Origin of the sequence: Mesobacterium hydrothermale, from assembly GCF_035818635.1 — a bacterium.
Taxonomy (GTDB): Bacteria; Pseudomonadota; Alphaproteobacteria; order Rhodobacterales; family Rhodobacteraceae; genus Mesobacterium_A; species Mesobacterium_A hydrothermale.
Genome location: NZ_JAYLLH010000015.1, coordinates 1 through 24,418, shown reverse-complemented (window position 1 = coordinate 24,418; position 24,418 = coordinate 1). Strand labels below are relative to the sequence as shown.

Here is a 24,418-nt window from a genome sequence, read left to right as displayed (position 1 = left end):
CGGAAGAATAGGCAAAAACCGGCCATATTTGGTGCAAAATGGGTCTTTTTCGCGTGACGCGGCGGGGTTGGATCGGTAATACTTGGGGGAATAGGCGGAGAAAGGTCCGATAACGGGCCGAAATAGCGACAGGCGGACGTATTCGATGACTTTGAATCTTTCGGTGCCCGGGCACGAAGAACTCAAGCCGCGTATCACTGTGTTTGGTGTAGGCGGTGCAGGCGGCAATGCCGTCAACAACATGATCGACAAGAACCTTGAGGGCGTGGATTTCGTCGTCGCGAACACCGACGCACAGGCGCTGCAACAAGGCAAGGCCACCAACAAGGTTCAGCTTGGCATCAAGGTCACCGAAGGGCTGGGCGCGGGCGCCCGTGCCAGTGTCGGGGCGGCCGCGGCCGAAGAAAGCATCGAACAGATCGTTGATCACTTGGCCGGCGCGCACATGTGCTTTATCACCGCCGGGATGGGCGGTGGTACCGGCACCGGCGCGGCCCCGATCATCGCGCAGGCCGCCCGCGAACTGGGTGTCCTGACCGTGGGTGTCGTGACCAAGCCGTTCCAGTTCGAAGGCGCCAAGCGCATGCGTCAGGCCGAGGACGGCGTCGAGGCGCTGCAGCGCGTCGTCGATACGCTGATCATCATTCCGAACCAGAACCTGTTCCGGCTGGCCAACGAAAAGACGACCTTCACCGAGGCGTTCAGCATGGCCGACGACGTTCTGTACCAGGGCGTCAAGGGCGTGACCGACCTGATGGTGCGTCCGGGTCTGATCAACCTTGACTTCGCGGACGTGCGCGCGGTGATGGACGAGATGGGCAAGGCCATGATGGGCACCGGCGAAGCCGAAGGCGAAGATCGTGCCATCCAGGCCGCTGAAAAAGCCATCGCCAACCCGCTGCTGGACGAAATCAGCCTGCGCGGTGCCAAGGGCGTGCTGATCAATATCACCGGCGGCAGTGACCTGACCCTGTTCGAACTGGACGAGGCGGCGAACCGCATTCGCGAAGAGGTTGACCCGGATGCCAACATCATCGTCGGCTCGACCATGGATGATGCGATGGAAGGCGTGATGCGCGTCAGCGTGGTCGCGACCGGGATCGACGCCGCAGACGTGCACACGGAAATCCCGGTGCCGCGCCGGTCGTTGCGAGAACCGCTGAAAGCCCCCGTGATGGCAGAACCCGAAGTGGTGCAGCCTGAAACGGCGGTTGCCCAGGCCCCGGTGGAAGAGCCCAGCCTGCTGGACGCGATGGAAGCGGCGCCCGTGGACGAGGCCGAAGACCTGCCGCCGTTCATCGCCGCACAGCGCGAAGCCGCGGCCCATCACTACACCGAGACCGTGCGTGACGACGACCTTCCGCCGCCGGCCTATCAGCCCGCGCCGGAAACCCCGATCGAAGCAGAGCCCGAAGCCTTCGTAGCCCCGCGCGCCCCGGCACCGGGAACGCCGTCGGCGCAGGCCATGGCGCGTCTGCAGGCGGCTGCAACCCGCGCCCGGACCACCCCGCAGGCAGAGCCGGAACCGGCCGAGGTCGAGGCCGATCGCCCGCGTTTCGGGATCAACTCGCTGATCGGCCGGATGACCGGTCACGGCCAGGAAGCCCCGGTTCAACGCCGCCAGCCGCTGGCCGGCGGGGCGCCGCAGGCCCCCAGGCCGATGCCGGAAGAGGCCGCTGACCCGGATCAGGAGCGCATCGAAATTCCCGCGTTCCTGCGGCGCCAAGCGAACTGACGACGCGTCAATTGTTGCAAGAAGCCCCCTTTTCGAAGGGGGCTTTTTCTTTTTGTAACCAATGCCTTGGTGGGACGCGTTAAGAAACTGGCAATATTCTGCCGACGCGTTCCAAGCGGTTGTTTCACATGGTTACAAAGAGTGATTTGAGCCCCCGGACCGGCTTGGGTAAGCAAGGTTAGCTTGGATCGGGCCGCTGTGCCCGAACCGATTGGGGATGAAAATTTGCAGACGACACTACGTTCTTCGGTGACCTTCCAGGGGATTGGCCTGCATTCCGGCGCGCCCGCGCGCCTGGTTGTGCACCCTGCCGCGGACAATCATGGAATCTGGTTCAAACGCAGCGATATCCTGGTCGGGGACAACCTGATCCCGGCACGTTGGGACGTGGTCGACCGCTCTCCGCTCTGCACCCGCATCGTCAATGGGGCGGGGGCCTCTGTCTCGACCATTGAACACCTGATGGCGGCGCTGGCCGGGTGTGGCATTCACAACGCCCTGATCGAAATCGATGGCCCCGAGGTTCCGATCCTCGACGGCAGCGCCGTTCCCTTTGTCCGCAGTTTTCTGCAACGCGGCCTGCGCACGCAGGACGCCCGCGTGCGCGCGCTGGAAATCCTGATGCCGGTCGAGGTCGAAACCGATGCCGGCTTTGCCCGCTTGTCGCCGGGGCTGGGCCTGACGATGGCGTTCCATATCAGCTTTCCCGACGCCGCCATTGGCACCCAGCAAAAGACGCTGGACCTGTCAAACGGCGCGTTTGTCCGCGAATTGTGTGACAGCCGCACGTTCTGCCGTCAGGCCGATGTCGACACGATGCAGGCGCATGGCCTTGCTCTGGGCGGCAAACCCGGCGAAAACGCCGTGGTGTTCGATGGCGACCGCATCGCAAGCCCGGGCGGCTTGCGCCACGATGACGAACCCGTCCGCCACAAGATGCTGGACGCGCTGGGGGATCTGGCGCTGGCCGGCCTGCCGATCCTTGGCCATTACGACGGCCACCGCGCCGGCCATGCCATGACCAACACCTTGCTGCGCAAGCTTTTTGCCACGCCTGGGGCCTTCCGCATCACCGAATGCGACGCGGCGCAGGCCGCGCGCCTGCCCGGAGCGGGCGTTCATCGTGGCGAGATTCCGCAGGTCGCCTGACTGCGCTGAACTGGACACACAATATCTAGCGTTAAGGCGTTTTGCCCCGGAAATTTCTGTGCTAGGACCATGGGAAGCGGCCTGTTTTCGGGCCAACGGAATCTTGAGGGTGGGCAAGCATGGCAGGCGTCGGATCGCGAAAAGCGCTGATCGGGGCGGTTCTGATCACGGCATTTCTGGCCGGATGTAATGGCACCTTGGGTGAACGTGAGGGATTCGGCCCCGGCGGCGTCCCGATGGAAAATTTCACCGCCGAGCAGATCTTCGAACGTGGCGAATACGAACTGAACCGCGGCAAGCCCGATCGGGCGGCGTATTTCTTTTCGGAAATCGAACGCCTTTACCCCTATTCGGACTGGGCCAAACGCGCGCTGATCATGCAGGCCTACGCCTATCACCAGGATCGCGACTACGACAACAGCCGCGGCTCGGCACAGCGGTATATCGACTTTTACCCTGCTGAGGATGACGCGGCCTATGCCCAGTATCTTCTGGCGCTCAGCTACTACGACCAGATCGAGGAAGTGGGCCGCGACCAGGGTCTGACCTTTCAGGCGTTGCAGGCGCTTCGCACGGTGATCGAACGATATCCCGACAGTGAATACGCGCGGTCGTCGATCCTGAAGTTCGACCTGGCGTTCGACCATCTGGCAGCCAAGGAAATGGAAATCGGGCGCTACTACCTGCGTCGCCAGCACTATGGCGCGGCGATCAACCGGTTCCGCGTCGTGGTCGAGGATTTCCAGACCACCACCCACACCGCCGAGGCGCTGCACCGGCTGGTCGAAGCCTATCTTTCGCTGGGCCTCACCGACGAGGCGCAGACAGCGGGCGCGATCCTGGGCTACAACTACCAGTCCACCGACTGGTACCAGGACAGCTACAAGCTGTTGACCGGGCGCGGGCTGGAACTGAAGGCGGCGGGCGACAACTGGCTGGCGCAGATCTATCGCCAGATGGTCAAGGGCAAGTGGTTGTAAAAGGGGGCGGTGGGGCGATCCCCCACCCTGCGTGAACCCATGCTGCGGGCGCTAGAAATTCATGACATGCTGATCATCGACCGGCTGGACCTTGCGTTTCAGCCGGGTCTGAACGTGCTGACCGGGGAAACCGGGGCGGGCAAGTCGATCCTGCTCGACTCGCTGGGCTTCGTTCTGGGCTGGCGCGGCCGGGCCGAACTGGTCCGCAAGGGCGCCACGCAGGGCGAGGTGACGGCGGTCTTCGAACTGGCGGCCGACCATCCCGCGCACGCGGTCCTGGCCGAGGCAGGCCTGCCCGCGGGCGACGAACTGATCCTGCGCCGGGTGAATACCCCTGACGGGCGCAAGACCGCCTGGGTCAACGACCGTCGCTGCTCCGGTGACGTGCTGCGCGCTCTGTCGGACGTCCTGGTCGAACTGCACGGGCAGCATGACGACCGGGGCCTGCTGGACCCGAAGGGACACCGCGACATCCTCGACACCTATGCCGGCATCGACGCGGAACGCGCCGCCTGCCGCAGCGCCTGGGACACCGCCCAGGCCGCGCGCAAGGCGTTGCAGGCGGCGCAGACCGGGCTGGACGCCGTGCGCGCCGAGGAAGATTTCCTGCGCCACGCGGTCAGGGAACTTGACACGCTCGACCCGCAACCGGGCGAGGAACAAGAGCTCGACGCCCGCCGTCGGCTGATGCAGCAGGCCGAACGTATCCAGGATGATATCGCCCGCGCCTGCCAGGCCCTGGGCACCGAAGGCGCCGAGGGCGCCATGGGCGACGCGCTGCGCTGGCTGGACGGCGTGGCCGACCGGGCCGAAGGGCAGCTGGACGGCGCGCTGGCCGCGCTTGACCGCGCCATGACCGAACTCGGAGAGGCCCTGTCAGAGGCAGAGCGCTGCCTGGACGGGCTGCAGTTCGACCCCGGCGCGCTCGAACTGGCCGAGGAGCGGCTGTTCGCGATCCGTGGCCTTGCCCGCAAGCACCAGGTCGCCCCGGACGAACTGGCGGCGCTGGCCGACACGCTGCGCGCCCGGCTCGCCGCGCTCGATGCGGGTGATGCCGATCTGGCCCGGCTGCGCAGCGACCTGTCGCGGGCCGAGGCTGCCTATGACAGCGCGGCCGCAGCGCTGACCGCCGCGCGTCACGGCGCCGCGAAACGGCTGGACGCGGCGGTTTCCGCCGAACTCGCCCCGCTGAAAATGGACCGCGCGCTGTTCGAAACCCAGGTCACCGAAGGCCCCGCCGGCCCGTCGGGCCGCGACACGGTGGCCTTTACCGTCGCCACCAACCCCGGCGCCCCGGCCGGCCCGCTGAACAAGATCGCCTCGGGCGGCGAACTCAGCCGTTTCCTGCTGGCGCTGAAGGTCTGCCTGGCGCAGACCCGCGATACTGCGCTGACGATGATCTTCGACGAAATCGACCGCGGCGTCGGTGGTGCCACCGCCGATGCCGTGGGCCGTCGCCTGTCGGCGCTGGCAAGCGGCGGGCAGGTCCTGGTCGTCACCCATTCGCCGCAGGTGGCCGCTTTGGGCGATCACCACTGGCGCGTGGAAAAGCGCGTCGTGGATGATGTCACCACCTCGACGGTCACGCCGCTCGATCCCGAAGACCGTGAAACCGAACTGGCCCGTATGCTTGCCGGCGACACGATCACGCCAGAGGCCCGCGCCGCCGCCCGCGCCCTTGTGACCCCGAAACCCTGACCTGCTGGCCCCGAAAGCCCCCCAGTCCCGTCTTTGGTTTTCCAAATACCTCGGGGGTTTGGGGGCAGAGCCCCCAAACGCGGCGCAGCCGCGCCGGTCGGATCGGCACCGCCGATCCGAAACCCCTCAGTTTCCCCGCACCAGCTTTCCGGGGTTCAGGATGCCTTGCGGGTCCAGCGCGCGCTTGATCTCGCCCATCACGTCCCAGGCCTGGCCGTGTTCGCGCGCCATGTAATCCAGCTTTCCAACGCCCACGCCATGTTCCCCGGTCGCGGTGCCGCCCAGCGTCAGCGCACGTTCCACCATCCGGTGCGACAGCCGTTTCGCTTCGTCCAGTTCTTCGGGGCGTTCCGGGTCGACCAGCAGGATGGCGTGGAAATTGCCGTCGCCGACATGGCCCAGGATCGGTCCGGGGATGATCGAGGCGGCGATATCGGCGCGGGTTTCCTCGACCGCCTGCGCCAGCCGGGAGATCGGCACGCAGATATCGGTGACCAGCGCCTGTGCCCCGCGTTTCGACGCCAGGATCGCGTAATACCCGTTGTGCCGCATCGCCCAAAGCGCGCGCCGGTCCTCTTCCAGCGACGACCAGCGAAAGCCCTTGCCGTTGTGCTCGTCCGCGATCTCTCCGAACCGTCGGGCCTGTTCGGCGACCCCGGCGTCAGAGCCGTGGAATTCGATCATCAGGTGCGGGCATTCGGGCAGCGTGTCCCCGGCATAGGCGTTGAAGGCCGCCGCCGCCGCCGCATCGACGAATTCGATCCGCGCCATGGGAATGCCCATCTGGATGGTTTCCATCACCGCCGCGACCGCGTCCTCGATCCGGTCGAAGGCGCAGACGCCGGAGCTGACCGCCTCGGGCTGGCCCTGCAGGCGCAGGGTCAGTTCGGTGATCAGCCCCAGCGTGCCTTCCGAGCCGACCAGCAACCCCGTCAGGTCATAGCCGGCCGAGGATTTGCGCGCCCGCGTCCCAGTGCGGATCACGCGGCCATCGGCCAGCACCGCCTCGAGCCCCAGAACGTTGTCGCGCATCGTGCCATAGCGCACCGCCGTGGTGCCGCTGGCACGGGTCATGGCCATGCCGCCGATGCTGGCATTGGCTCCGGGATCGACCGGAAAGAACAGCCCCGTCGCGCGCAGGTCCACGTTCAGCGCCTCGCGGGTGATGCCGGGCTGCACGGTGCAATCCATGTCCTCGGGCCGGATTTCCAGCACCTTGTTCATGCGGGCGAAATCGACCACCACGCCGCCGCGGATCGCCAGCGCCTGCGCCTCGAGCGAGGTGCCCGCGCCCCAGCCCACCACCGGGCAGCCCTGTTCGGTGCAGATGCGCATCAGCGCCGCCACCTCCTCGGTGGTTTGTGGATAGGCCACGGCATCGGGCGGGCAGGGCGCGAAATGGGTCTCTGACCGGCCATGCAGGTCCAGATCGGACTTGGACCGCACGAGCCGGTCCTTTAACAATGACGAAAGCGCCTCAAGCGCGGCAGGGATGGACATTGGGCCGGGTCTCCTTGGCGGTACGGCGGGCAACTTAGCCGCTGGGGGCAGCAGGCGAAAGATATCTTCGGGCGAGGGCATGGCCGAATCCAATCCAAGCGTTCTGCGCCAGCAATGGCAGGAGATGAAAGCCAGTTTCCTGCGCGGCTGGGATCTGCTGCGCCATCGCGGGCCCAGCCAGATCCAGTTCTGGTTCATCGCGCTGGCGGTGGGCATCGCCGCGGGCTTTGCCGCGGTGATCTTTCGCATGGCGATCACCTGGTTGCAGGCCACCGTCTATGGCACGCCCGACGTCAACCGGCTGGCCAGTTTCGCGGGCACCCTGCCGTGGTATTTCGTGTTGCTGATCCCGGTGTGCGGCGGCATCGCGGTTGGGGTGATCCTGCATTTCTTTACCCCCGATGGCCGGGTGCGCACCGTGGCCGACGTGATCGAGGGCGCGGCGCTGAACGATGGCCGGGTCGAGAAACGGGCCGGCATCGCCTCGGCCCTGTGTTCGTGGATCACGCTGTCGACCGGCGGGTCGTCGGGGCGCGAAGGGCCGGTGGTGCATATCGCCGCGATGATTGCCAGTTGGGTGTCGAACCTGTTGCGGGTCGACGGGATCACCGGGCGCGACCTGTTGGGCTGTGCGGTGGCCGCCGCCGTTTCGGCCAGTTTCAACGCGCCCATCGCGGGGGCGTTGTTCGCGTTGGAGGTGGTGTTGCGCCACTTCGCGCTGCACGCCTTTGCGCCCATCGTCGTTGCCTCGGCCGCCGGCACGGTGATCAACCGGCTGACCTTTGGCGACGTGACCGAATTTCGGCTGCCCGGAAACGGCGCCTTGCAGTTCTACCTGGAACTGCCCGCCTTCCTGATCCTTGGTCTGGTCTGCGGGTTGGTGGCCGTGCTGATGATGCGGGCGCTGTTCTGGTCGGAAGACATTGCCAACACGGTGCAGAAGCGCTTGAACCTGCCGCACTGGCTGCGCCCGGCGGTGGCCGGGCTGATGCTGGGGGCGCTGGCGATCGGCTTTCCGCATATCATCGGGGTGGGGTATGAAACCACCTCGCTTGCGTTGACGGGCGAACTGGTGCTGCGCGAGGCGCTGGTCTTTGCGGTGCTCAAGGTCGTCGCCGTGTCGATCACGCTGGGCGGGCGCATGGGCGGCGGGGTGTTTTCGCCGTCGCTGATGCTGGGCGCGTTGACCGGGCTGGCCTTTGGCCTGATCGCGACGGGGCTGTTGCCTACGGTTTCGGGGTCGGAAACGCTCTATGCGCTGGCGGGGATGGGTGCGGTGGCGGCGGCGGTGCTGGGCGCACCGATCTCGACCACTCTGATCGTGTTCGAACTGACCGGCGACTGGCAGACCGGACTGGCGGTGATGGTGTCGGTGTCATTGTCCACGGCGCTGGCGTCGCGTCTGGTCGATCGGTCGCTGTTCCTGACCCAGTTGGAACGCCGCAACGTCCACCTTGCCGCCGGGCCGCAGGCCTATCTTCTGGCGATGTTCCGGGTTCAGGGGGTCATGCGCCGGCCCACCGACGACGGCGCGGCGGACGAGGCGGCCTGCGTGGCGATGATCGAGCAGGGGCTGTATGTGCAGACCACCGCAACGCTGGAAACGGCGCTGCCACTGTTCGACAGATCCGGGGTGGCGTTCCTGCCGGTGGTCACCTTGACCGGGGAGGACGATGCGCCGGTCCTGCAGGGCGCGCTGTTCCACCTGGATGCGTTGAAGGCCTATAACCGGGCGCTTGCAGCGACGGCAGAGGAAGAACATAGCTGACCTGACCACCGGGGCGTGCCATGCTGTGCCATCGACGGGGGAAACCACATGGCACGACTGCTGGCAGTGATCCTGGCATTTTGCGCGGCGGCGGCGGGCGCGGCAGAGATCCGGCTGGTGTCATACCGATACAGCGCGGAAAGCCCGGTGCCGCACTTGCGTCTGGACGGGCCGATCATCAAGGGCGACGCTGAAAAATTTGCGCGGGTCTGGGCCGATATCGGGCGCTGCGCCGGGCCGGCCTGCACCGAGGCGGGCACCGGTGGGCCAGCGGTCGTGCTGTCGCTGAACAGCCCGGGCGGCAGCTATGCCGAAGGCGTGGCGCTGGCCGACCTGTTCCGCCGCGACATCGTGGCGACGGTGGTGGAAAGCGGTGACGAATGCCTGTCGGCCTGCGCGATGGCGTTCTTGGGCGGCACCGCGTTCTGGCCCACTGGCGGCATCGGCCGCTATATCGACCGCAGCATCGAGCCCGGCGCGCGGCTGGGGTTCCATTCACCCTATTTTCCGCCAGCAGTGGTGGAACAGGCGATTCAGCGGGGCAAGCTTGAAGCGCTGTTGACCGGGCTGCGCCTGTCGATTGCCGATATCGTGGAAAACCTGACGCGGTTCAACGTGGACAAGTTGGTGCTGGACCGGATCATTCGGATGGGCGCGGAAGAGCTTTACCTGGTCGATACCCCGGCAGAGCTGTTCGCGACCCGCACCCGGCTGCCGGATTTTGCGCCCGCGCGGGTGGGCGGCGACTGGACCGCGCAACTGGCGCAGGTCTGTGCCCGGCTTTACGCGCTGCACTACGGCGTGGCGGTGTCGGACCCCGATCCCGTCGGGCCGTCCGATCTGGGCCGGGTCACGGCAGAGGATGGCACCGAGGTTTACCTGCTGCCGTCCGACGATCGCCCGCTGAACGTATCGGGCTGCGGCGTGCCGGTGTCCGGGGCGCGCGCGCCGGTGCAAAGCGTGGCGCTTTATCGGTGGGAGGCCGTGTCGGACCGGCACATCCCGTTGCTGACGTTCAAGAATCCGGTGGATGGCGGCTGGTCGTCGCTGGGCTATCGCGGCGGGCGGGCGACGGATAATTTCGTGTCACTGGGCACCGGGGCGCTGAACCATGTGCTGATGCCCGGGGGCTTGCCGCTGGACAGCCTGACCGGGCTGCTGCCCGAGATCCGGCGCGAACGGGGCGACCTGCCGGGGACGAGCCTGCCGACGCACACCACACCCTGGCCGGTGCGCCTGTCGGTCGAAACCGACCGCAGCCGCAGCTACGAAGGGCAGGGCCTGCGGGTGGTCGAACGGGTGGGCAACCGCGCCCTGTTCGATGCGCTGCTGGCCGGGGCCGGCGGTACCGAGGTCGGCTATGCCTATACCAAGCCCGAAAAGTTCGTCCGCACCGGCGACGACCGCAGCAATGGCAGCAGTTACTACTGGCTGGGCTTTTTGTACGGAAACCGGGCCGCGACCGTACGGATCGAGGCGCCGGTCAGCTCTGACCGGCTGACGCAGGCGCAAAAGGACGCGATTTCGACCATCGCCTGCAGCGTCGATTTCAATGGCGTGCACCTTGGGTGTTACAAGTGACGAGGGTCAGCAGGGCAGGTGTTGCAAGGCGCAACTGTCAAGAAGCCGGTCGACATCGGCCTTGACGCAGAGGTCGGTGGCGTCGCTCATCACTGCGGCGCTGGCGGCGGCAACGCCGTGGCGCAGCGCCTGTTCGGGGGGCAGGCCTTGTGACAGGGCCAGCGTGAAGGCCCCGACGAAACTGTCGCCCGCCCCCACCTTGCTGCGCACCGGAACCGGCGGCGTCACGGCGTGCCAGCAGCCTGCCGAATTGGCCAGAACCGAGCCTTCGGCCCCCAGCGCAAGGATCACGGTTCCGGCGACGTTGCGGGTGACAAGATGGCGAGCGAAAGAGGCCAGCTCGTCCATCGTTCTCAGGGGCTTGCCGGCCAGTTCCTCGCTTTCTGCCTGGTCCAGCCGCAGCACATGGCGCGTCAGCGCCCCGCTTTGCATCAGCGCCTGCATGGCCGGGCCAGAGGTGTCCAGTACGAGCGTGGCGTTGCGCGCCTCGACCCGCCCGGCAAGCCGTGGCGGGAAATCCTCTGGCACGCCGGGGGGCTGGCTGCCGGACAGCACCACCACCCCGCCATGGGGCGTGGCGGCGTCGATTGCATCAAGCGCGGCGTCGGCGGTGTCCTGCGTCCAGTCCGGGCCCGGCATGACGAACCGGTATTGCTGACCGGTCGCGCGGTCGATCACCGCGAGGCTTTGCCGGGTTTCCCCGTGGGTTTCGAAAATCACCGGGTCGACCCCGTCATTGCGCAGCAGTTCGACGAATTGCGCCCCATGAAACCCTGCCACGGCCACAAAGGCCTGTGCCTGTCCGCCAAGGTGCGCAATGGCGCGGGCCACGTTGGTGCCGCCGCCACCTGCATCCAGCACCGGGGGGGCGCAGCGCAGCTTGTCCTCTGGCCGGACAGTCTCGGCGCTGGTCGAAATGTCGATCGCGGGGTTCAGCGTAACGGTCAGAATCCGGGGCATGGCAGCATCTTTGTTGCGGACGCCCGAAAGTTGCAGATCGGCGCGCCAGCGGCAAGGCGCGCATTTGCGAAGGGGGCAAAGGTGTTATATTCTTGTTTTCGAATGGAACGCGCAGAGGGCGTGTTCCCGCAACCAAGGAATGCCAAAATGACTCTCGACCGTGCCGTGATGATGTTCGCAGGCGTGATGACGCTGCTGTCGGTGGTGCTGACCGTGTGGGTGTCGCCCTATTTCGTGTGGTTCACCGTCTTTATCGGGTTCAACATGATCCAGTCGTCGATCACCGGTTTCTGCCCGGCAGCCAGCATTTTCCGCCTGTTCGGCATCAAGGCCGGCTGCGCGTTCAACTGAACGGAAACAGCCGGCGGAGCGATCCGCCGGCTGTGTGTTCAATCCTGTGCCCGCAGATGCGGGCGGGTGGCTCAGGCCAGTTCCAGGTTCACGGCGCTTTCGCGGCCGTCACGGCCGGCTTGCAGCTCGTAGGTCACCTTCTGGTTGTCCTGCAGGCCGGTCAGGCCCGAACGCTCGACTGCCGAAATGTGGACGAAAACGTCCTTGCCGCCTTCGTCAGGTGCGATGAAGCCGAAGCCTTTGGTGGTGTTGAACCATTTCACGGTGCCAGTGGCCATATCCGTATCTCCTTGGTTTTGCCGCTCGCGGAAGTGCAGCGGCCCGGCGAAGTCAGCAAGATCGTGCGCTGTAGCCGTAAGGGAGACAGGTAGGCGATAGTGGTAACGTAGCGCGGGCCGTATCGCAGATTTGCTGAGTCGAGGCAAGCGTCTGTTTGCGAAACTGAAGTCTTTCGGCCATGGTGCGTGGCGCAGGAGGACCACAATGACTCTGATCTGGTTGGGTGCGGTGATCGGTGCCGGGGGGACTTTGGCGATGGATCTCTGGGCGGTGATTCTGAACCGGCTGGGCGGACAGCCGCTGCCGAACTGGGGCAATCCGGGGCGATGGCTGGGGCACCTGTTCCGCGGTCGCGTGTTTCACGATGACATCGCCCAGGCCGCGCCGGTGACTGGCGAAGTCGCGCTGGGATGGCTGCTGCACTACGGCGTGGGCGTGATCTATGGCGCGATGTTCGCGCTGATCGTGGGCATCGGGTGGTTTTCCGACCCGGTGTTCTGGAAGGTCTGGATCTGGGGGATTGTCACGATAGCCGGCGGCTGGTTCCTGCTGCACCCCGGGATGGGGCTGGGCTGGGCCTTGTCACGTGTCGAGCGCCCCTGGACGGGCCGGGCAATGGGGCTGATCGCGCACACGGTGTTTGCGCTGGGGATGTGGCTGACGGCGCTGGTGGTGTGACCCCGGGCGTAGCGCCATGAAAAAGGCCGGTGCCCAAAGGGGGACCGGCCTTTCCTTGTCCTGCGTTGCAGCGGCTGCGCTTAGCGCACGAATTTCTTGAACTTCACCCGCTTTGGTTCCAGCGCGTCGGCACCCAGGCGGCGTTTCTTGTCTTCTTCATAGTCTTCGAAGTTGCCTTCGAACCATTCGACATGCGCCTCGCCCTCGAAGGCCAGGATATGGGTACAAATCCGGTCGAGGAAGAAACGATCGTGCGAGATGACCACGGCGCAGCCGGCGAAATCGACCAGCGCGTCTTCCAGGGCGCGCAGGGTTTCGACGTCAAGATCGTTGGTCGGTTCGTCGAGCAGCAGCACGTTGCCGCCGGATTTCAGCAGGCGGGCCATGTGCACGCGGTTGCGTTCACCGCCTGACAGAAGGCCCACCTTTTTCTGCTGGTCGCCGCCCTTGAAGTTGAACGACGAGCAATAGGCACGGCTGTTGACCTGCGCGTCACCCAACTGGATGATCTCGGCGCCGCCGGTGATGGCCTCCCACACGGTGTCATCAGCGTTCAAGTCGTCGCGCGACTGATCGACATAGGACAGCTGTACGGTATCGCCATAGGTGATGGCGCCTTCGTCGGGCTGTTCCTGGCCGGTCAGCATCTTGAACAGAGTGGATTTACCGGCGCCGTTCGGGCCGATCACACCGACGATGCCGCCCGGGGGCAGGGCGAAATCGAGGTTTTCAATCAAGAGCTTGTCGCCCATGGCCTTTTTCAGGCCCTCGACCTCGATCACCTTGCCGCCAAGGCGCGGGCCGTTGGGGATGATGATCTGGGCGCGACCGACCTTTTCGCGTTCGGACTGGCCTGCCATTTCCTCGTAGGCTGCGATCCGGGCCTTGGATTTGGCCTGACGCGCCTTTTGGCCTTGCCGCATCCATTCCAGTTCGCGTTCCAGCGTCTTTTGCTTGGCCTTGTCTTCGCGGGCTTCCTGTTCCAGCCGCTTGGCCTTCTGTTCCAGCCAGCTGGAATAGTTGCCTTCGTAGGGGATGCCGCGACCCCGGTCGAGTTCGAGGATCCAGCCGGTGATGTCATCGAGGAAGTAGCGGTCGTGGGTGACGACAAGGATCGTGCCCTTGTAGTCGATCAGATGGTTTTGCAGCCAGGCGATGGTTTCGGCGTCGAGGTGGTTGGTCGGTTCGTCCAGAAGCAGCATGTCGGGCGCTTCCAGCAGCAGCTTGCACAGCGCGACGCGGCGGCGTTCCCCGCCGGACAGGGTGCTGACTTCGGCGTCGTCGGGCGGGCAGCGCAGGGCTTCCATCGCGACGTCGATCTGGCTGTCGAGGTCCCACAGGTTCTCGGCGTCGATCTGGTCTTGCAGCTTGGCCATCTCGTCGGCGGTTTCGTCGGAATAGTTCATCGCCAGTTCGTTGTACTTGTCGAGGATGGCCTTTTTCTCGGCCACGCCCAGCATCACATTGTCCCGGACATTGAGCGTTTCATCCAGCTTCGGTTCCTGCGGCAGGTAGCCGACCTTGGCCCCCTCTGCCGCCCAGGCTTCGCCGGTAAAATCCTTGTCGATCCCGGCCATGATCTTCATCAGGGTCGATTTACCGGCGCCGTTGACACCGACGACACCGATCTTGACGCCGGGCAGGAACGACAGGTGGATGTTCTCGAAACACTTCTTGCCACCGGGGTAGGTCTTGGAGACGCCCTGCATGTGATAGACATACTGATAAGAAGCCATGGTCTTTCCCTGTGCGGTGTTGACTGTCTGGGCTGACATACTGATCTGAGCGTCGGTGCGCAAACCCCAAATGGCGGTGACAGCGACCGCAGTCACCGGCCCGCGGCATTTTCCACGAGGTGGGGTAATGCACCGGGGCGACTGGGTATTTTGCCGGAATTCGAAACAATTCTGTTGACCGATGGTGACGCATGATGCACTTAAGCGTCAGGTGAGGTGAACAAAATCGTGCGCATGGTCGGTCCCCGACCAGGTGTCGTTCGAAGGTTTCCGTTGCCCTGCCCGGGTTGCAAAGGTCGGTCCCCACCGTCCCGCTTTTCCCAACCGCCCGGGCATCACGGTGAGTTAACGAGTGCTTCCCCAGGACCGTGTGTCCTTGCTTTTGGGAACCGGGGCGTGCGCGCCCCGGTTTTCGTTCGTCTGATCCCGCGATTTTGACAGTCTGGCGTGCCGCGCTATCTTTTGCATATGCAGCCGGAGGATATGCCATGCGCGTGATCTTGATCGTTCTGATGCTTCTTGCCCGTCCCGTCTGGGCGCAAGACAGCGCCGCACCCGGCATCGAGGCGACGATTTCCAACCAGATGGAGGCCTTTCTGGCGGACGATGTCGATCGGGCGTTTACCTATGCAAGCCCCGGGATTCGCGGGTTTTTCCGAACGCCGGACCGATTTGGTTCGATGGTGCGCGAAGGCTATCCGATGGTTTGGCGGCCCAAGTCATTCACCTTTGGCGAGTTGCGCGAAATCAACGGTGTCCTGTGGCAGAAAGTGATCGTGCAGGATGCCGACGGCGCGTTGCACGCCCTGGATTACCGGATGATCCAGACCGATGGCGATTGGCGCATAGATGCGGTGCAGATGTTGCCCGCGCCGGATCTGTCCGCCTGACCACCGCGCGGTGGTCTGACCGGTTCTTAACCAAATCCTCCTCACTCTCCTTGCGCAGGGGCCGGCTGGGTCTGGCCCAAGAAACGCGTGTCTTGCCAGAAGGCTGGGCCGATCTGGCCGGCCTTGGCGCAAAGGGGAATACCGATGAACAAAGAAATCACCGATGGCGTGGTCCTGATGCCCACACCGTTTTCCGCCGGCCTGTCCGTCTGGTCGCGACAGGACGGAACGCCCGGGTCGGACACCTATGCCGGGCTGGCGACGGCGGCTTTCGTGCCGTCCGATCAGGACTTCGGCGGTTGCCTTGAACTGCAAAAGACCGACAGTGTGCAAAGGCTACGCTACATGGTCGAAACCCCGATGCTGGAGGGCTGTTACCTGCGGGTGCGCGCACGGATCAAGGCGGTGTCCGGGGCGCTGCCTTCGGTCCGCATTGCCGGTTGGGCCGGGCGTGCGGGGGGCGGCCATGTCAACGGGCTGGCCGAGGTCGGACCCTCGGTGGCGCTGACCAGCTATGGCGAGGTGGTCGAGATCGCCGCGATCATCGGGCCGGGCAAGCGCACCGGGGTTGACATGTTCTGGGGGCGCGAACCGGATTTCGGCCATTTCGGGCTGGATCTGACCGGGGCCAACGGGGGTGTCGTGCGGATCGACGACATCGTGATCGAGGACATCACCAGCGTGTTCCTGCGCAACATGATGGACATTGTCGATGTGCGCGATTTTGGCGCTGTGGGCGACGGGGTGACCGATGACAGCGGCGCGTTCAATGCCGCCGACTCGGCCGCCAACGGCCGCACGGTCCTGGTGTCCAAGGGCACCTATCGGCTGAACCAGGATGTGACCTTTGACAACCATGTCCGGTTCGAGGGCACAGTGACGATGCCCGACAGCGCCATCCTGATCGCGGCGCAGGATTTCGAACTGGCGACCTATATCGATGCGTTCAAGAATGAAGAACTGGCCTTTCGCAAGGCGTTCCAGGCGTTGCTGAACAATTCCGACCATGAAGGGCTGGATCTGTCGGGGCGGCGGGTGTCGATCCATGGCCCGATCGACCTGCAGGCGGCGGTGCCGAACCGCACCAGCTATGCCCAGCGGCGCGTGCTGCGCAACGGCCAGTTGCGGGCCGAGGACAGCGGAAACTGGGCGCCGGTGACGGTGACCAGCCAGGCCAGCTATTCGGCCAGCAATTCCACCCGGCTGACAAATGTCGCCAACGTCGCCAATATCCAGATCGGGTCGTTGGTGCAGGCCTCGGGTGTGGGGCGCGAGATATATGTCAAAGACAAGAACGTGGCCGCGCAGACGGTAACACTGTCGCAGCCGCTGTCGGATGCCATCGGCACGCAGAACTACACCTTCACCCGGTTCAAGTTCATGCTGGATTTCAGCGGCTTCGACTCGCTTCAGGATTTCGAGATCGCCGATATCGAGTTGCAGTGCAACGGGCTGGCATCGGGCATTCTGCTGGCCCCCAATGGCGGCATTTTTCACTTGCGCGACAGTGTCATCAACCGGCCCGGTCATCGCGGCCTGACCTCGCACGGCGAAGGTTGTCAGGGGATGCTGGTGGACCGATGCAAGTTCATCAGCGCCGAAAACGGCGATCTGACCCAGAACCGTCAGAGCGTCGCGATCACCGCCAATTCCAACGACGTGAAGATCCGCGACAACCGCGCCACCCAGTTCCGCCACTTCGCGGTGCTGAGCGGGGCGTTCCAGATGATCACGGGCAACCATTTTTTCCAGGGGGATTCGGCCACCAACGGGGTGCGCTCAGCGGGGATCGTATTGACGCTGCGGGCGTGCAACTCGACCATCTCGGGCAACTACATCGACAATTGCCACATCGAATGGACCAACGAACGCGAGCCCGAGCCCGATTATACCGGCGGCTTCGGGTTTGCCGGGCTGACGATCACCGGCAACGTTTTCCTGTGTTCGAACACCGCGCCTTGGTTCGCCTTTCTGGCGATCAAGCCCTACGGCACCGGTCACTTTGTCAACGGGTTGAACGTGTCGGGCAATTCGTTTCGTTGCACGCAAGGCACGATCAACCGGGTCGAACGGGTCGACACCAGTTTTGCCAATCTCGACATGACGAAGATGCGCAAGATCGACTTTGTCGGCAACACGTTCCACAACATTGAATATGCCGCCAAGAACCCGCTGCTGGTGGCGCATGATCAGAACTCGGAGGCGACGACCTGGGTGGTCGATACCGACAGCCGGTTGCCGTTCAACAGCCGGTCGCTGAACGTCGAAGCCGTGGTTGCACGGGGCAAGATCAAGAACAGTGCGAACGTGGGCAAATACGACATGCCCTACACGCTGACCGGAGAAGGGCCGGGCAACAACCTTGTCCACCTGATCTGGCCGACGGCTGTGCGCGGCGATGTCAACGTGACGGTGCGCTGCGACCTGTAGGTCCGTCGGTGTCCCGGCGCGCCGGACGCGCCGGGCGTTTCATGCCAGATCCGTGGCGGACAGCCGATACGCCTTGCCGAACCCACCGTTCAGCAAGGCCCTGTCCGCCACGAACCGCAGGATCGAGAAATCGGCAAAGCCGATGTAAAGCTTGGTCTTGGGTTGGTGCGTCGTGATCATCTGCGCCAGCGCGGCGTGGTCTGGTGCGCCGTGGCGGACAAACTCAACCCGACCCGTTACCGTCAGGCGCGGGTGGGTCAGCGGGTCGCCCTTGTCGCCCGGTTCCCCCACCAGCAGCGAAAACGCCGGGTTGGATTTCAGCGCCGCGGTGTGGTGCGACAGGTCCGACACCAGCCCCAACAAGCCGCCCGTCCAGTCGGGGGCCACGGCAATGCGGCTGACCATCGGGCCACCGGTTTCCGGGTCGATCACCCCCAGTGCGGCAAAGCGGGCAGCCGCGATCAGGCCGCGCGCCAATGCCCGGGCGTCGTCATCTGCGGGCTGAAACGGGTCTTTGGTCATCGCGGTCTTTCAGAAATCGCTCCACAGTCCGATCATCATGCCGATCCCGCTGTCCCCGGCAAGCCCGATGGTCAGCCCGGCCTCTGCGCTGAACCGTTTTCCCAAGGGAAACACCAACGATGGTGCCAGGCGGGCAAAGGCGCTGCGCCCGGCGGGCAATCCGGTCTGGATCTGCACGATCAGCTTGCGGTCGCGGGGCAGGGCAAAGCCATGGGTCGCGTCCAGTTTCCAGTCGATTGCCTTGCTGCGCAGCCCGTATTCAGCGACGGTATCGACCGACAGCCAGCCATAGCCATGGGCGTTCCGCGTGCCGCGCCCCAGCGACAGCCCCGGGCGGAGCACCGGTTCGCCGTCGATCTGGCCGACCCCCAGTTCCACCGCCGACCGCCAGTTGCCCCGCTCGCGCAGGGGATAGCGCAGGAACCCGATCAATTTCAGATCTCCCGAAACAGAGCGCCCCAGATCCAGCCCGCCGGTCAGCCGATCCGTCAGGCCATATTCGGCATAGGCCGTCTGATAGCCCAGTTCCGGCCGCGCCGAGGACAGATCGCCGGGCCATGTCAGCCGTCCGGCCAAGCTGGCAAATCCGGTTCCGCGGTCGCGTGGCCAGGCCCCGGCCTGCAACGATCCCGCCAACAGGCACAACATCCCGATCAGTCTGAACACCTCGGCCTCCGCGTTTGCCCCGAAAACCGTGGCAAAAGATGGTAAACGCGGCGTTAACCGGGCTTAATCGCGTATGGTGCCCGGTTCTGATGCAAGTCATGCTGCACCTGCAAAATGACGTGGTAAGGTGGGGCGACTCAGGGAGAGTACCATGACAGGTTCCGTCATCACCGTGGCCCAGCAAAAGGGCGGTTCGGGCAAGACAACGTTGGCTGCCAATCTGGCTGTTGGCTTTCTGCAAGCCGGCAAATCCGTCGCGTTGGTGGACATCGACCCGCAGGGCAGCCTTGGCCGCTGGTTCATGACGCGGGCGGAAGCCGACCCGCTGCTGGTCGACGGGCTGGAATTCACCACCTCCTCGGCCTGGGGGATTTCCTATGAATGCCGCAAGCTTTCGGATCGGTTCGACGTGGTGATCGTCGACACGCCGCCCAAGGCCGACAGCGACCTGCGCCCGGCGCTGCGGGTGGCCGATCTGGTTGTCGTGCCGGTTGCCACCAGCCAGGTGGACCTTTGGGCCACCGAAGGCGTGCTGGATCTGGCCGAACGCGAAGGCAAGCCGGCGCTGATCGTGCTGAACCGGGGCCGTCCCGGCACCCGTTTGTCGCAAGAGGTGGCCGAGGCCGCCGCCAAGCTGGACGCGATGGTCGCCACCGCGCAATTTGCCAACCGCGTGATCTATGCCGAAGCGCTGGGCAAGGGGCGCGGTGCGTCCGAAGGCGCGCGGACGCCGGCACGCGACGAGGTCGCCGCCTTGACGGCAGAGGTAGCGCAGCATCTTCAGGCAGGCTAAAGGGGGCCAAGGAGTCCCGCCATGCTTGACCACGACGCTCTGCGCGCTTTGATCCAATCCGATGCCGCCACCCGCGGCGCGCCGATTTCGAAACTGGGCTATTTCTGCGCCCCGTTCCGCCCGACGTCCGGCCCGTTTTCCGACAGGGTGATCAAGGTCTATCGCGGCTTGCCCGACGCGCAGGCGCTGGACCGGCTGGTGCGATACCATGACGAATACGTCGCCGCGCTGGTCAAGACCGGTGTGCCGATGCCGGAAACGGAAATCACCCTGCTGGATATCGGCGGCAGCCGCATTCCTGTCATCGTGCAACAGGCGTTGCCGGCCGACACCATGATGCGCCCGCTGATGCAGCGCGGCACGCTGGACGAAACGCTGGCCTATATGCAGGCGGCGGGCGATGTCATCGCCACCTTCTGGAACAATGCCGACCAGTTCGAAACCCGGATCGGCTTTCACCCGTCGATCCGCAACTTTGCCATCGTCGACGGGCGCGCGGTGTTTTTCGACAGCTTTCCGCCGCTGATCCATTACAGCCGCGACGAAATGGGCCGGATGCTGCTGCAATTTTCCGAAAAACGCCTGATGCGCGTGGTCGGCCCGTTCCTGCAAAAGAAGGTCACCGGCATTCAGGACGAATGGTATTCGGCGCCGGAAACGCTGGTTGGGTTGGTGGGCTCTGCCTGTCGGTTGCGGCCCGACGATGCGCAGGCCTATCTTGACTGGGGTCGGGGCTTTGCCGAAACGTCGATGCCGCGCTGGGCGGACGAGGCGCTGGCCGGCATGTCCGCCCCGCCGCGGCTGCCGGGCTACTGGACCGGGTTTCGCAAGATCCTGGGCCTGCAAGGTGAACCCAACGTCTGATCCCGATTGCGGGCCGGCCTTGGCCTGCGCGGTTACAAACCTTTGGACAGGCGGGAAATTCGTGCCATGCTGGCGCCAGATACAGGAGGACCCGTCAGATGCCGACCATCACCCATCCCGCCAAGTGCCAGACCGTTCTGACCACCTTTGAAACCACCCCCGGCACGTGTCAGGACTTGCTGGACCTGCTAACCGACGCCTACGAGGTGTTCATTTCAAAACAGCCGGGATTCATTTCGGCCGGGCTGCATGTGAACGATGCCCAGACCCGCATCGCAAACTATTCCCAGTGGGAAAAGCGCGAAGATTACCAGGCCATGCTGCGGTCTGATGTGATGCGCGAACGCAACCGTGTAATCAACGGCATGTGCCGCAGCTTCGAGCCGGTGATGTACGACGTGGCGGCGGTTTTCTGACGATCTGACAGGGATCAAGGCGCGGGGCCGCCAACAGGCGCAGACTTCGGGTCAGGAGAGGAAAAGGAGAACCTCATGTATAAGAATGTTCTGGTTCCGATCGCGTTCGACGACGACGCCAAGGCCGAAGCCGCCATGAACGTGGCCCGCAAGCTGGCCGATTCCGACGGGCAGATCACTTTGCTGCACGTTATGGAACATGTCCCCGGCTACGCGATTTCCTATGTTCCGCCGGATTTCCGCGAACAGTCACGCAAGGCGGTTCAGGAAGAACTCGACAAGCTGGCCGCGCGGCTGGACCACGGCACCGGTGTGCTGGTGGAAGGCCATTCCGGGCGTACCATTCTGGACTATGCCGAGGAAAACGGCATCGACTGCATCGTGATCGCGTCGCACCGCCCGGGCATGGGCGACCTGCTGTTGGGGTCGACCGCGGCCAAGGTGGTTCGCCATGCCAATTGCGCGGTCCACGTCCTGCGCTGACAGGTCTTGCGCCGTCCCGTTGCCGGGGCGGCGCCCCTTGCGGCGCGCTGGCCCGCATCCTACATATGCCAAAATTGTGATATGATGGAGGACCCGATGTCCGGTTCCAAACTCACGTGCCTGTCCTGTGGTCAGGTCAACCGCGTGCCCAGCGACAAGCTGGACGCCGGTCCCAAATGCGGCACATGCGGCGCAGCGCTGATGCCCGGCAAGGCGATGGAAATCGACCTTGCGACCCTGCAAAAGGCCGCCCGGTCCGACGATATTCCGCTGGTCGTGGATTTCTGGGCGCCGTGGTGCGGCCCCTGCCGGATGATGGCACCGGAATTTTCCAAGGCCGCCGGGGAACTGAAGGGCCGCGTGCGCCTGGCCAAGCTCAACACCGAAGATCAGCCTGCCGCCGGTCAGGCCTATGGCATTCGCGGAATTCCGACGATGATCCGTTTCAAGGGCGGCCGCGAAGCCGCGCGCCAGTCCGGTGCTATGCCCGCCGCCAAGATCGTCGAATTCTCGACCCGCGGCTAAGGCCCGCGCCCGGGCCGGGTATGAAGGCTTTGCAGATGGGCCTTGCGCCTGTCGCGCGGGGTCTGCGGGGGCCCGCATCAACCCGTAGAGGTCACGAAAAAACAGCCCCGGTTCCGAACCGGGGCTGCGTATGGGTCGCCGGATTTTCCGGTCGTCGGCCTTTTACAGCTGCTCCACCGTCACGTCCGGGCCGGTATAAAACGCCAGGTAGCCCTTGATTTCAGAGGCGTCCTCTGTCGGCGCTTCATAAGACCAGGCGGCGTTTTCCAGCGTCTTCGACTTGGTCACGATGGAAAAATACGTCGCCACGCCCTTGTGCGGACAATTGGTGGTCTGCTCGCTGGGTTCCAGGAACGCCATCCCCATGTCTTCACGCGGGAAATAGATCACCGGTGTGCGGTCGCCTTCGATCAGTTCCAGTGCGGCAGCGCTTTCGCCCATCACGGCGCCACCAGCACGCACAACCCATTTTCCGGCAGCTGGCCGGATCTTCAGATGTTTCGGCATGTCGGTCCTTCCCTTGGTTCCGGGCCAGTCGTCCGGCACGTGTCATCGCTGTTCTTTTTGCAAAGCTGCACAGGCCTGCGCAAGCCACTCTCTTGCCGCACCCTCGACCAGAGGTCCAACGCGGGCCTCGACCTCGGCGTGATAGCTGTCGATCCAGTCCCGTTCCGCAGCGGTCAGCAGTCCGGTGACGATCAGGCGGCGGTCAATCGGAACCCAGGTCAGGGTTTCAAATTCCAGCATGTTCGCGACCGTCTGGCCCGGAAGCGGCGGCGCCTCCTGCACCACGATCAGGTTTTCGATCCGGATCCCGAAACGCCCCTCGCGGTAGAACCCCGGTTCATTCGACAGGATCATCCCACGCTGAAACGGCACCGTGCCCGTCCGCGCCAGCCGCTGCGGCCCTTCGTGCACGCACAGATAGCTGCCCACACCATGCCCGGTGCCATGGCCATAGTCCAGCCCGGCGCGCCACAGCTCGGTCCGTGCCAGCACGTCCATGTCACGCCCGGCCAGCCCCGCGGGCCAGCGCAACCGCGAGATCGCGATCATGCCCTGCAACACCCGGGTAAAGCATGTGCGCTCTTCGTCGCCGACCGTGCCCACCGCGACGGTGCGGGTGATGTCGGTGGTGCCATCGACATATTGGCCGCCCGAATCCACCAGCAGCAACTGGCCATCCTCGACCCGGGCGTTGGTCTTTTCGGTGACGCGATAATGCACGATGGCCCCATTGGCGCCGGTCCCGCTGATGGTCTCGAAACTGATGTCGCGCAGCGCATTGGTGGCGCGGCGCTCCGCTTCCAGCCGGGTGACCACGTCGATCTCGGTCAGGCTGCCGGCGGGCTGCGCATCCAGCCAGGCCAGGAACCGCACCATCGCCGCCGCATCGCGCAGATGCGCCGCGCGCGTCCCCTCGATCTCGACCGCGGTCTTGCAGGACTTCGGCAGGGCGCAGGGGTCATCGCCGTCGATCACAGCAATACCCGCAGCGTCCAGCGCGTCGACCACCGCCACCGGCACGCTGGCCGGATCAACCTGAACCGGCCCCTCCAGCCGGGCGAGCGCAGGCAGGAACCCGTCCGGCGCAGCCACCGTCACCCGCGGCCCAAGATCGACGCCCACCAGCTTGGCGGGCTCCATGAACAGCGTCACCGTGCCCCCGTCCGACAACAGGGCAAACCCGTGGGCCACCGGATTGCGCGGAATGTCGGCGCCCCGGATGTTCAGCAGCCAGGCAATCGAATCGGGCAGGGTAAGAACCGCATGGCGGGCCCCGCCCAGCCCCTCGGCCAGCCGGGCGATCTTCGATTCGCGGGCCTCGCCGGTCAGCTCCACCGGCTGCTCGAACACCGCGCCCAACGGCGGCGCGGGCCGGTCTTGCCAGATCCGGTCCACCAGGTTCGGCACCCGTGCGAACAACAGCCCCGGGGCCTGGGCCTGGATTTCGCGCAGCTGGCGCGGCGTGATCAGCCACGGATCGAACCCGACGCGCCGGCCCTCCGCCAACGCACCCGCCAGCCATCCGCCCAGCGACACTTCGGGCCAATCCACCGGGGTAAAGTCGTCGGCCACCTGCGCGCGCACCTGCACCCGGTACCGCCCGTCGACGAACACCCCGGCCCGGTCGGCAAGCGCCACGCACCACCCGGCCGACCCGGTGAACCCGGTCAGCCACGCCAGGCGGTCGTCACAGGGGGCCACGTATTCGCCCTGGTGGGCATCGGCCCGCGGCACCACGAACCCGTCCAGCGCCTCGCGCGCCATCTCGTCGCGCAGCGCGGCCAGCCGCGCCGGCCCCTGCGCGGGGTTGGCCGTCTCATCGAATGTCTGGAACATCGCGCGCGCTCCCTTGTCATTGGTTTTGAAAATACCTCGGGGGGTCTGGGGGGCAGCGCCCCCCAGCCGGG

23 protein-coding genes are annotated in these 24,418 nt (G+C 65.1%); 15 read left to right on the top strand and 8 right to left on the bottom strand.

Translation table 11 applies throughout. From position 1 onward, the window contains the following. Positions 1–145 precede the first annotated feature (145 nt). The 4 genes from ftsZ (at position 146) to recN (ending at position 5,562) form a co-directional block, all read left to right on the top strand. A complete protein-coding gene (ftsZ, locus tag VK792_RS11715; RefSeq protein ID WP_326297680.1) occupies positions 146–1,735 on the top strand; it encodes a cell division protein FtsZ in 1,590 nt (529 codons plus the stop codon). 225 nt (positions 1,736–1,960) lie between these two features. After that, positions 1,961–2,884 (top strand): UDP-3-O-acyl-N-acetylglucosamine deacetylase, encoded by a 924-nt coding sequence (gene lpxC, locus VK792_RS11710; protein WP_326297679.1) that lies wholly within the window; start codon positions 1,961–1,963, stop codon positions 2,882–2,884. Between the two features lie 119 nt (positions 2,885–3,003). Then, positions 3,004–3,864 (top strand): outer membrane protein assembly factor BamD, encoded by an 861-nt coding sequence (locus VK792_RS11705; RefSeq protein WP_326297678.1) that lies wholly within the window; start codon positions 3,004–3,006, stop codon positions 3,862–3,864. Positions 3,865–3,903: 39 nt separating this feature from the next. Continuing rightward, a complete protein-coding gene (gene recN / locus VK792_RS11700) occupies positions 3,904–5,562 on the top strand; it encodes a DNA repair protein RecN (protein WP_326297677.1) in 1,659 nt (552 codons plus the stop codon). 126 nt (positions 5,563–5,688) lie between these two features. Here recN and VK792_RS11695 read toward each other — a convergent pair whose 3' ends face one another. Further along, positions 5,689–7,062 carry an FAD-binding oxidoreductase gene (locus VK792_RS11695; RefSeq protein WP_326297676.1) on the bottom strand — a complete coding sequence of 458 codons (1,374 nt, stop codon included), beginning with the start codon at positions 7,060–7,062 and terminating at the stop codon, positions 5,689–5,691. A 79-nt stretch (positions 7,063–7,141) separates the two neighbouring features. Between VK792_RS11695 and VK792_RS11690 the strand changes: the two genes are divergently transcribed. Further along, positions 7,142–8,830 carry a chloride channel protein gene (locus VK792_RS11690; protein WP_435404844.1) on the top strand — a complete coding sequence of 563 codons (1,689 nt, stop codon included), beginning with the start codon at positions 7,142–7,144 and terminating at the stop codon, positions 8,828–8,830. 48 nt (positions 8,831–8,878) lie between these two features. Continuing rightward, complete coding sequence (locus VK792_RS11685; protein ID WP_326297674.1) at positions 8,879–10,411, top strand: hypothetical protein; 1,533 nt, start codon at positions 8,879–8,881, stop codon at positions 10,409–10,411. A gap of 6 nt (positions 10,412–10,417) precedes the next feature. Here VK792_RS11685 and VK792_RS11680 read toward each other — a convergent pair whose 3' ends face one another. Further along, positions 10,418–11,371, bottom strand: coding sequence for a 1-phosphofructokinase family hexose kinase (locus VK792_RS11680; protein ID WP_326297672.1), 954 nt, complete (start codon positions 11,369–11,371; stop codon positions 10,418–10,420). Between the two features lie 147 nt (positions 11,372–11,518). Between VK792_RS11680 and VK792_RS11675 the strand changes: the two genes are divergently transcribed. Continuing rightward, entirely contained in the window at positions 11,519–11,722 is a 204-nt protein-coding gene (locus tag VK792_RS11675) for a YgaP family membrane protein (protein WP_326297671.1), read from the top strand. A 71-nt stretch (positions 11,723–11,793) separates the two neighbouring features. Here the strand turns inward: VK792_RS11675 and VK792_RS11670 are convergent, their stop codons facing one another. Next, positions 11,794–12,000 (bottom strand): cold-shock protein, encoded by a 207-nt coding sequence (locus VK792_RS11670; RefSeq protein ID WP_326297670.1) that lies wholly within the window; start codon positions 11,998–12,000, stop codon positions 11,794–11,796. Between the two features lie 205 nt (positions 12,001–12,205). Here VK792_RS11670 and VK792_RS11665 point away from each other — a divergent pair, with 205 nt between their 5' ends. Further along, entirely contained in the window at positions 12,206–12,679 is a 474-nt protein-coding gene (locus VK792_RS11665; protein WP_326297669.1) for a DUF2938 domain-containing protein, read from the top strand. An 80-nt stretch (positions 12,680–12,759) separates the two neighbouring features. Here the strand turns inward: VK792_RS11665 and ettA are convergent, their stop codons facing one another. After that, a complete protein-coding gene (ettA, locus tag VK792_RS11660; protein ID WP_326297668.1) occupies positions 12,760–14,415 on the bottom strand; it encodes an energy-dependent translational throttle protein EttA in 1,656 nt (551 codons plus the stop codon). Positions 14,416–14,903: 488 nt separating this feature from the next. Here ettA and VK792_RS11655 point away from each other — a divergent pair, with 488 nt between their 5' ends. Further along, positions 14,904–15,305, top strand: coding sequence for a DUF4864 domain-containing protein (locus VK792_RS11655; protein WP_326297667.1), 402 nt, complete (start codon positions 14,904–14,906; stop codon positions 15,303–15,305). A 144-nt stretch (positions 15,306–15,449) separates the two neighbouring features. Then, positions 15,450–17,735: a glycosyl hydrolase family 28-related protein gene (locus VK792_RS11650; RefSeq protein ID WP_326297666.1), complete on the top strand. Its 2,286-nt coding sequence runs from the start codon at positions 15,450–15,452 to the stop codon at positions 17,733–17,735. A 39-nt stretch (positions 17,736–17,774) separates the two neighbouring features. Here VK792_RS11650 and VK792_RS11645 read toward each other — a convergent pair whose 3' ends face one another. Both VK792_RS11645 and VK792_RS11640 read right to left on the bottom strand, forming a co-directional pair. Further along, complete coding sequence (locus VK792_RS11645; RefSeq protein WP_326297665.1) at positions 17,775–18,257, bottom strand: HugZ family pyridoxamine 5'-phosphate oxidase; 483 nt, start codon at positions 18,255–18,257, stop codon at positions 17,775–17,777. Between the two features lie 9 nt (positions 18,258–18,266). Then, on the bottom strand, positions 18,267–18,923 hold the full coding sequence (locus VK792_RS11640; RefSeq protein ID WP_326297664.1) for a hypothetical protein: 657 nt from the start codon (positions 18,921–18,923) through the stop codon (positions 18,267–18,269). Positions 18,924–19,074: 151 nt separating this feature from the next. Here VK792_RS11640 and parA point away from each other — a divergent pair, with 151 nt between their 5' ends. The 5 genes from parA to trxC all read left to right on the top strand — a co-directional run bounded on the left by parA (position 19,075) and on the right by trxC (position 22,004). Then, positions 19,075–19,716 carry a ParA family partition ATPase gene (gene parA / locus VK792_RS11635; protein WP_326297663.1) on the top strand — a complete coding sequence of 214 codons (642 nt, stop codon included), beginning with the start codon at positions 19,075–19,077 and terminating at the stop codon, positions 19,714–19,716. Between the two features lie 21 nt (positions 19,717–19,737). Beyond that, positions 19,738–20,580 (top strand): DUF6206 family protein, encoded by an 843-nt coding sequence (locus VK792_RS11630; protein ID WP_326297662.1) that lies wholly within the window; start codon positions 19,738–19,740, stop codon positions 20,578–20,580. 98 nt (positions 20,581–20,678) lie between these two features. Beyond that, the gene (locus VK792_RS11625; RefSeq protein WP_326297661.1) at positions 20,679–20,996 is read left to right on the top strand and encodes an antibiotic biosynthesis monooxygenase family protein; all 318 of its coding nucleotides are present in this window, start codon (positions 20,679–20,681) and stop codon (positions 20,994–20,996) included. Positions 20,997–21,071: 75 nt separating this feature from the next. Next, the gene (locus VK792_RS11620; RefSeq protein WP_326297660.1) at positions 21,072–21,479 is read left to right on the top strand and encodes a universal stress protein; all 408 of its coding nucleotides are present in this window, start codon (positions 21,072–21,074) and stop codon (positions 21,477–21,479) included. Between the two features lie 96 nt (positions 21,480–21,575). Beyond that, complete coding sequence (gene trxC / locus VK792_RS11615; RefSeq protein WP_326297659.1) at positions 21,576–22,004, top strand: thioredoxin TrxC; 429 nt, start codon at positions 21,576–21,578, stop codon at positions 22,002–22,004. 162 nt (positions 22,005–22,166) lie between these two features. Here trxC and VK792_RS11610 read toward each other — a convergent pair whose 3' ends face one another. Then, positions 22,167–22,511 carry a DUF427 domain-containing protein gene (locus tag VK792_RS11610; RefSeq protein ID WP_326297658.1) on the bottom strand — a complete coding sequence of 115 codons (345 nt, stop codon included), beginning with the start codon at positions 22,509–22,511 and terminating at the stop codon, positions 22,167–22,169. A gap of 42 nt (positions 22,512–22,553) precedes the next feature. Next, complete coding sequence (locus VK792_RS11605) at positions 22,554–24,347, bottom strand: aminopeptidase P family protein (protein WP_326297657.1); 1,794 nt, start codon at positions 24,345–24,347, stop codon at positions 22,554–22,556. Between the last annotated feature and the right edge of the window lie 71 nt (positions 24,348–24,418).

What these genes read in the sequence shown, in the direction of transcription:
- VK792_RS11605 (WP_326297657.1), bottom strand. Translation starts at nt 24,347, where the DNA reads ATGTTCCAGACATTCGATGAGACGGCCAACCCCGCGCAGGGGCCGGCG.
- trxC (WP_326297659.1), top strand. Translation starts at nt 21,576, where the DNA reads ATGTCCGGTTCCAAACTCACGTGCCTGTCCTGTGGTCAGGTCAACCGC.
- VK792_RS11665 (WP_326297669.1), top strand. Translation starts at nt 12,206, where the DNA reads ATGACTCTGATCTGGTTGGGTGCGGTGATCGGTGCCGGGGGGACTTTG.
- VK792_RS11655 (WP_326297667.1), top strand. Translation starts at nt 14,904, where the DNA reads ATGCGCGTGATCTTGATCGTTCTGATGCTTCTTGCCCGTCCCGTCTGG.
- VK792_RS11680 (WP_326297672.1), bottom strand. Translation starts at nt 11,371, where the DNA reads ATGCCCCGGATTCTGACCGTTACGCTGAACCCCGCGATCGACATTTCG.
- VK792_RS11625 (WP_326297661.1), top strand. Translation starts at nt 20,679, where the DNA reads ATGCCGACCATCACCCATCCCGCCAAGTGCCAGACCGTTCTGACCACC.
- parA (WP_326297663.1), top strand. Translation starts at nt 19,075, where the DNA reads ATGACAGGTTCCGTCATCACCGTGGCCCAGCAAAAGGGCGGTTCGGGC.
- VK792_RS11670 (WP_326297670.1), bottom strand. Translation starts at nt 12,000, where the DNA reads ATGGCCACTGGCACCGTGAAATGGTTCAACACCACCAAAGGCTTCGGC.
- VK792_RS11675 (WP_326297671.1), top strand. Translation starts at nt 11,519, where the DNA reads ATGACTCTCGACCGTGCCGTGATGATGTTCGCAGGCGTGATGACGCTG.
- recN (WP_326297677.1), top strand. Translation starts at nt 3,904, where the DNA reads ATGCTGCGGGCGCTAGAAATTCATGACATGCTGATCATCGACCGGCTG.
- VK792_RS11690 (WP_435404844.1), top strand. Translation starts at nt 7,142, where the DNA reads ATGGCCGAATCCAATCCAAGCGTTCTGCGCCAGCAATGGCAGGAGATG.
- ettA (WP_326297668.1), bottom strand. Translation starts at nt 14,415, where the DNA reads ATGGCTTCTTATCAGTATGTCTATCACATGCAGGGCGTCTCCAAGACC.
- VK792_RS11650 (WP_326297666.1), top strand. Translation starts at nt 15,450, where the DNA reads ATGAACAAAGAAATCACCGATGGCGTGGTCCTGATGCCCACACCGTTT.
- VK792_RS11645 (WP_326297665.1), bottom strand. Translation starts at nt 18,257, where the DNA reads ATGACCAAAGACCCGTTTCAGCCCGCAGATGACGACGCCCGGGCATTG.
- VK792_RS11630 (WP_326297662.1), top strand. Translation starts at nt 19,738, where the DNA reads ATGCTTGACCACGACGCTCTGCGCGCTTTGATCCAATCCGATGCCGCC.
- VK792_RS11610 (WP_326297658.1), bottom strand. Translation starts at nt 22,511, where the DNA reads ATGCCGAAACATCTGAAGATCCGGCCAGCTGCCGGAAAATGGGTTGTG.
- VK792_RS11705 (WP_326297678.1), top strand. Translation starts at nt 3,004, where the DNA reads ATGGCAGGCGTCGGATCGCGAAAAGCGCTGATCGGGGCGGTTCTGATC.
- VK792_RS11695 (WP_326297676.1), bottom strand. Translation starts at nt 7,062, where the DNA reads ATGTCCATCCCTGCCGCGCTTGAGGCGCTTTCGTCATTGTTAAAGGAC.
- VK792_RS11620 (WP_326297660.1), top strand. Translation starts at nt 21,072, where the DNA reads ATGTATAAGAATGTTCTGGTTCCGATCGCGTTCGACGACGACGCCAAG.
- ftsZ (WP_326297680.1), top strand. Translation starts at nt 146, where the DNA reads ATGACTTTGAATCTTTCGGTGCCCGGGCACGAAGAACTCAAGCCGCGT.
- VK792_RS11685 (WP_326297674.1), top strand. Translation starts at nt 8,879, where the DNA reads ATGGCACGACTGCTGGCAGTGATCCTGGCATTTTGCGCGGCGGCGGCG.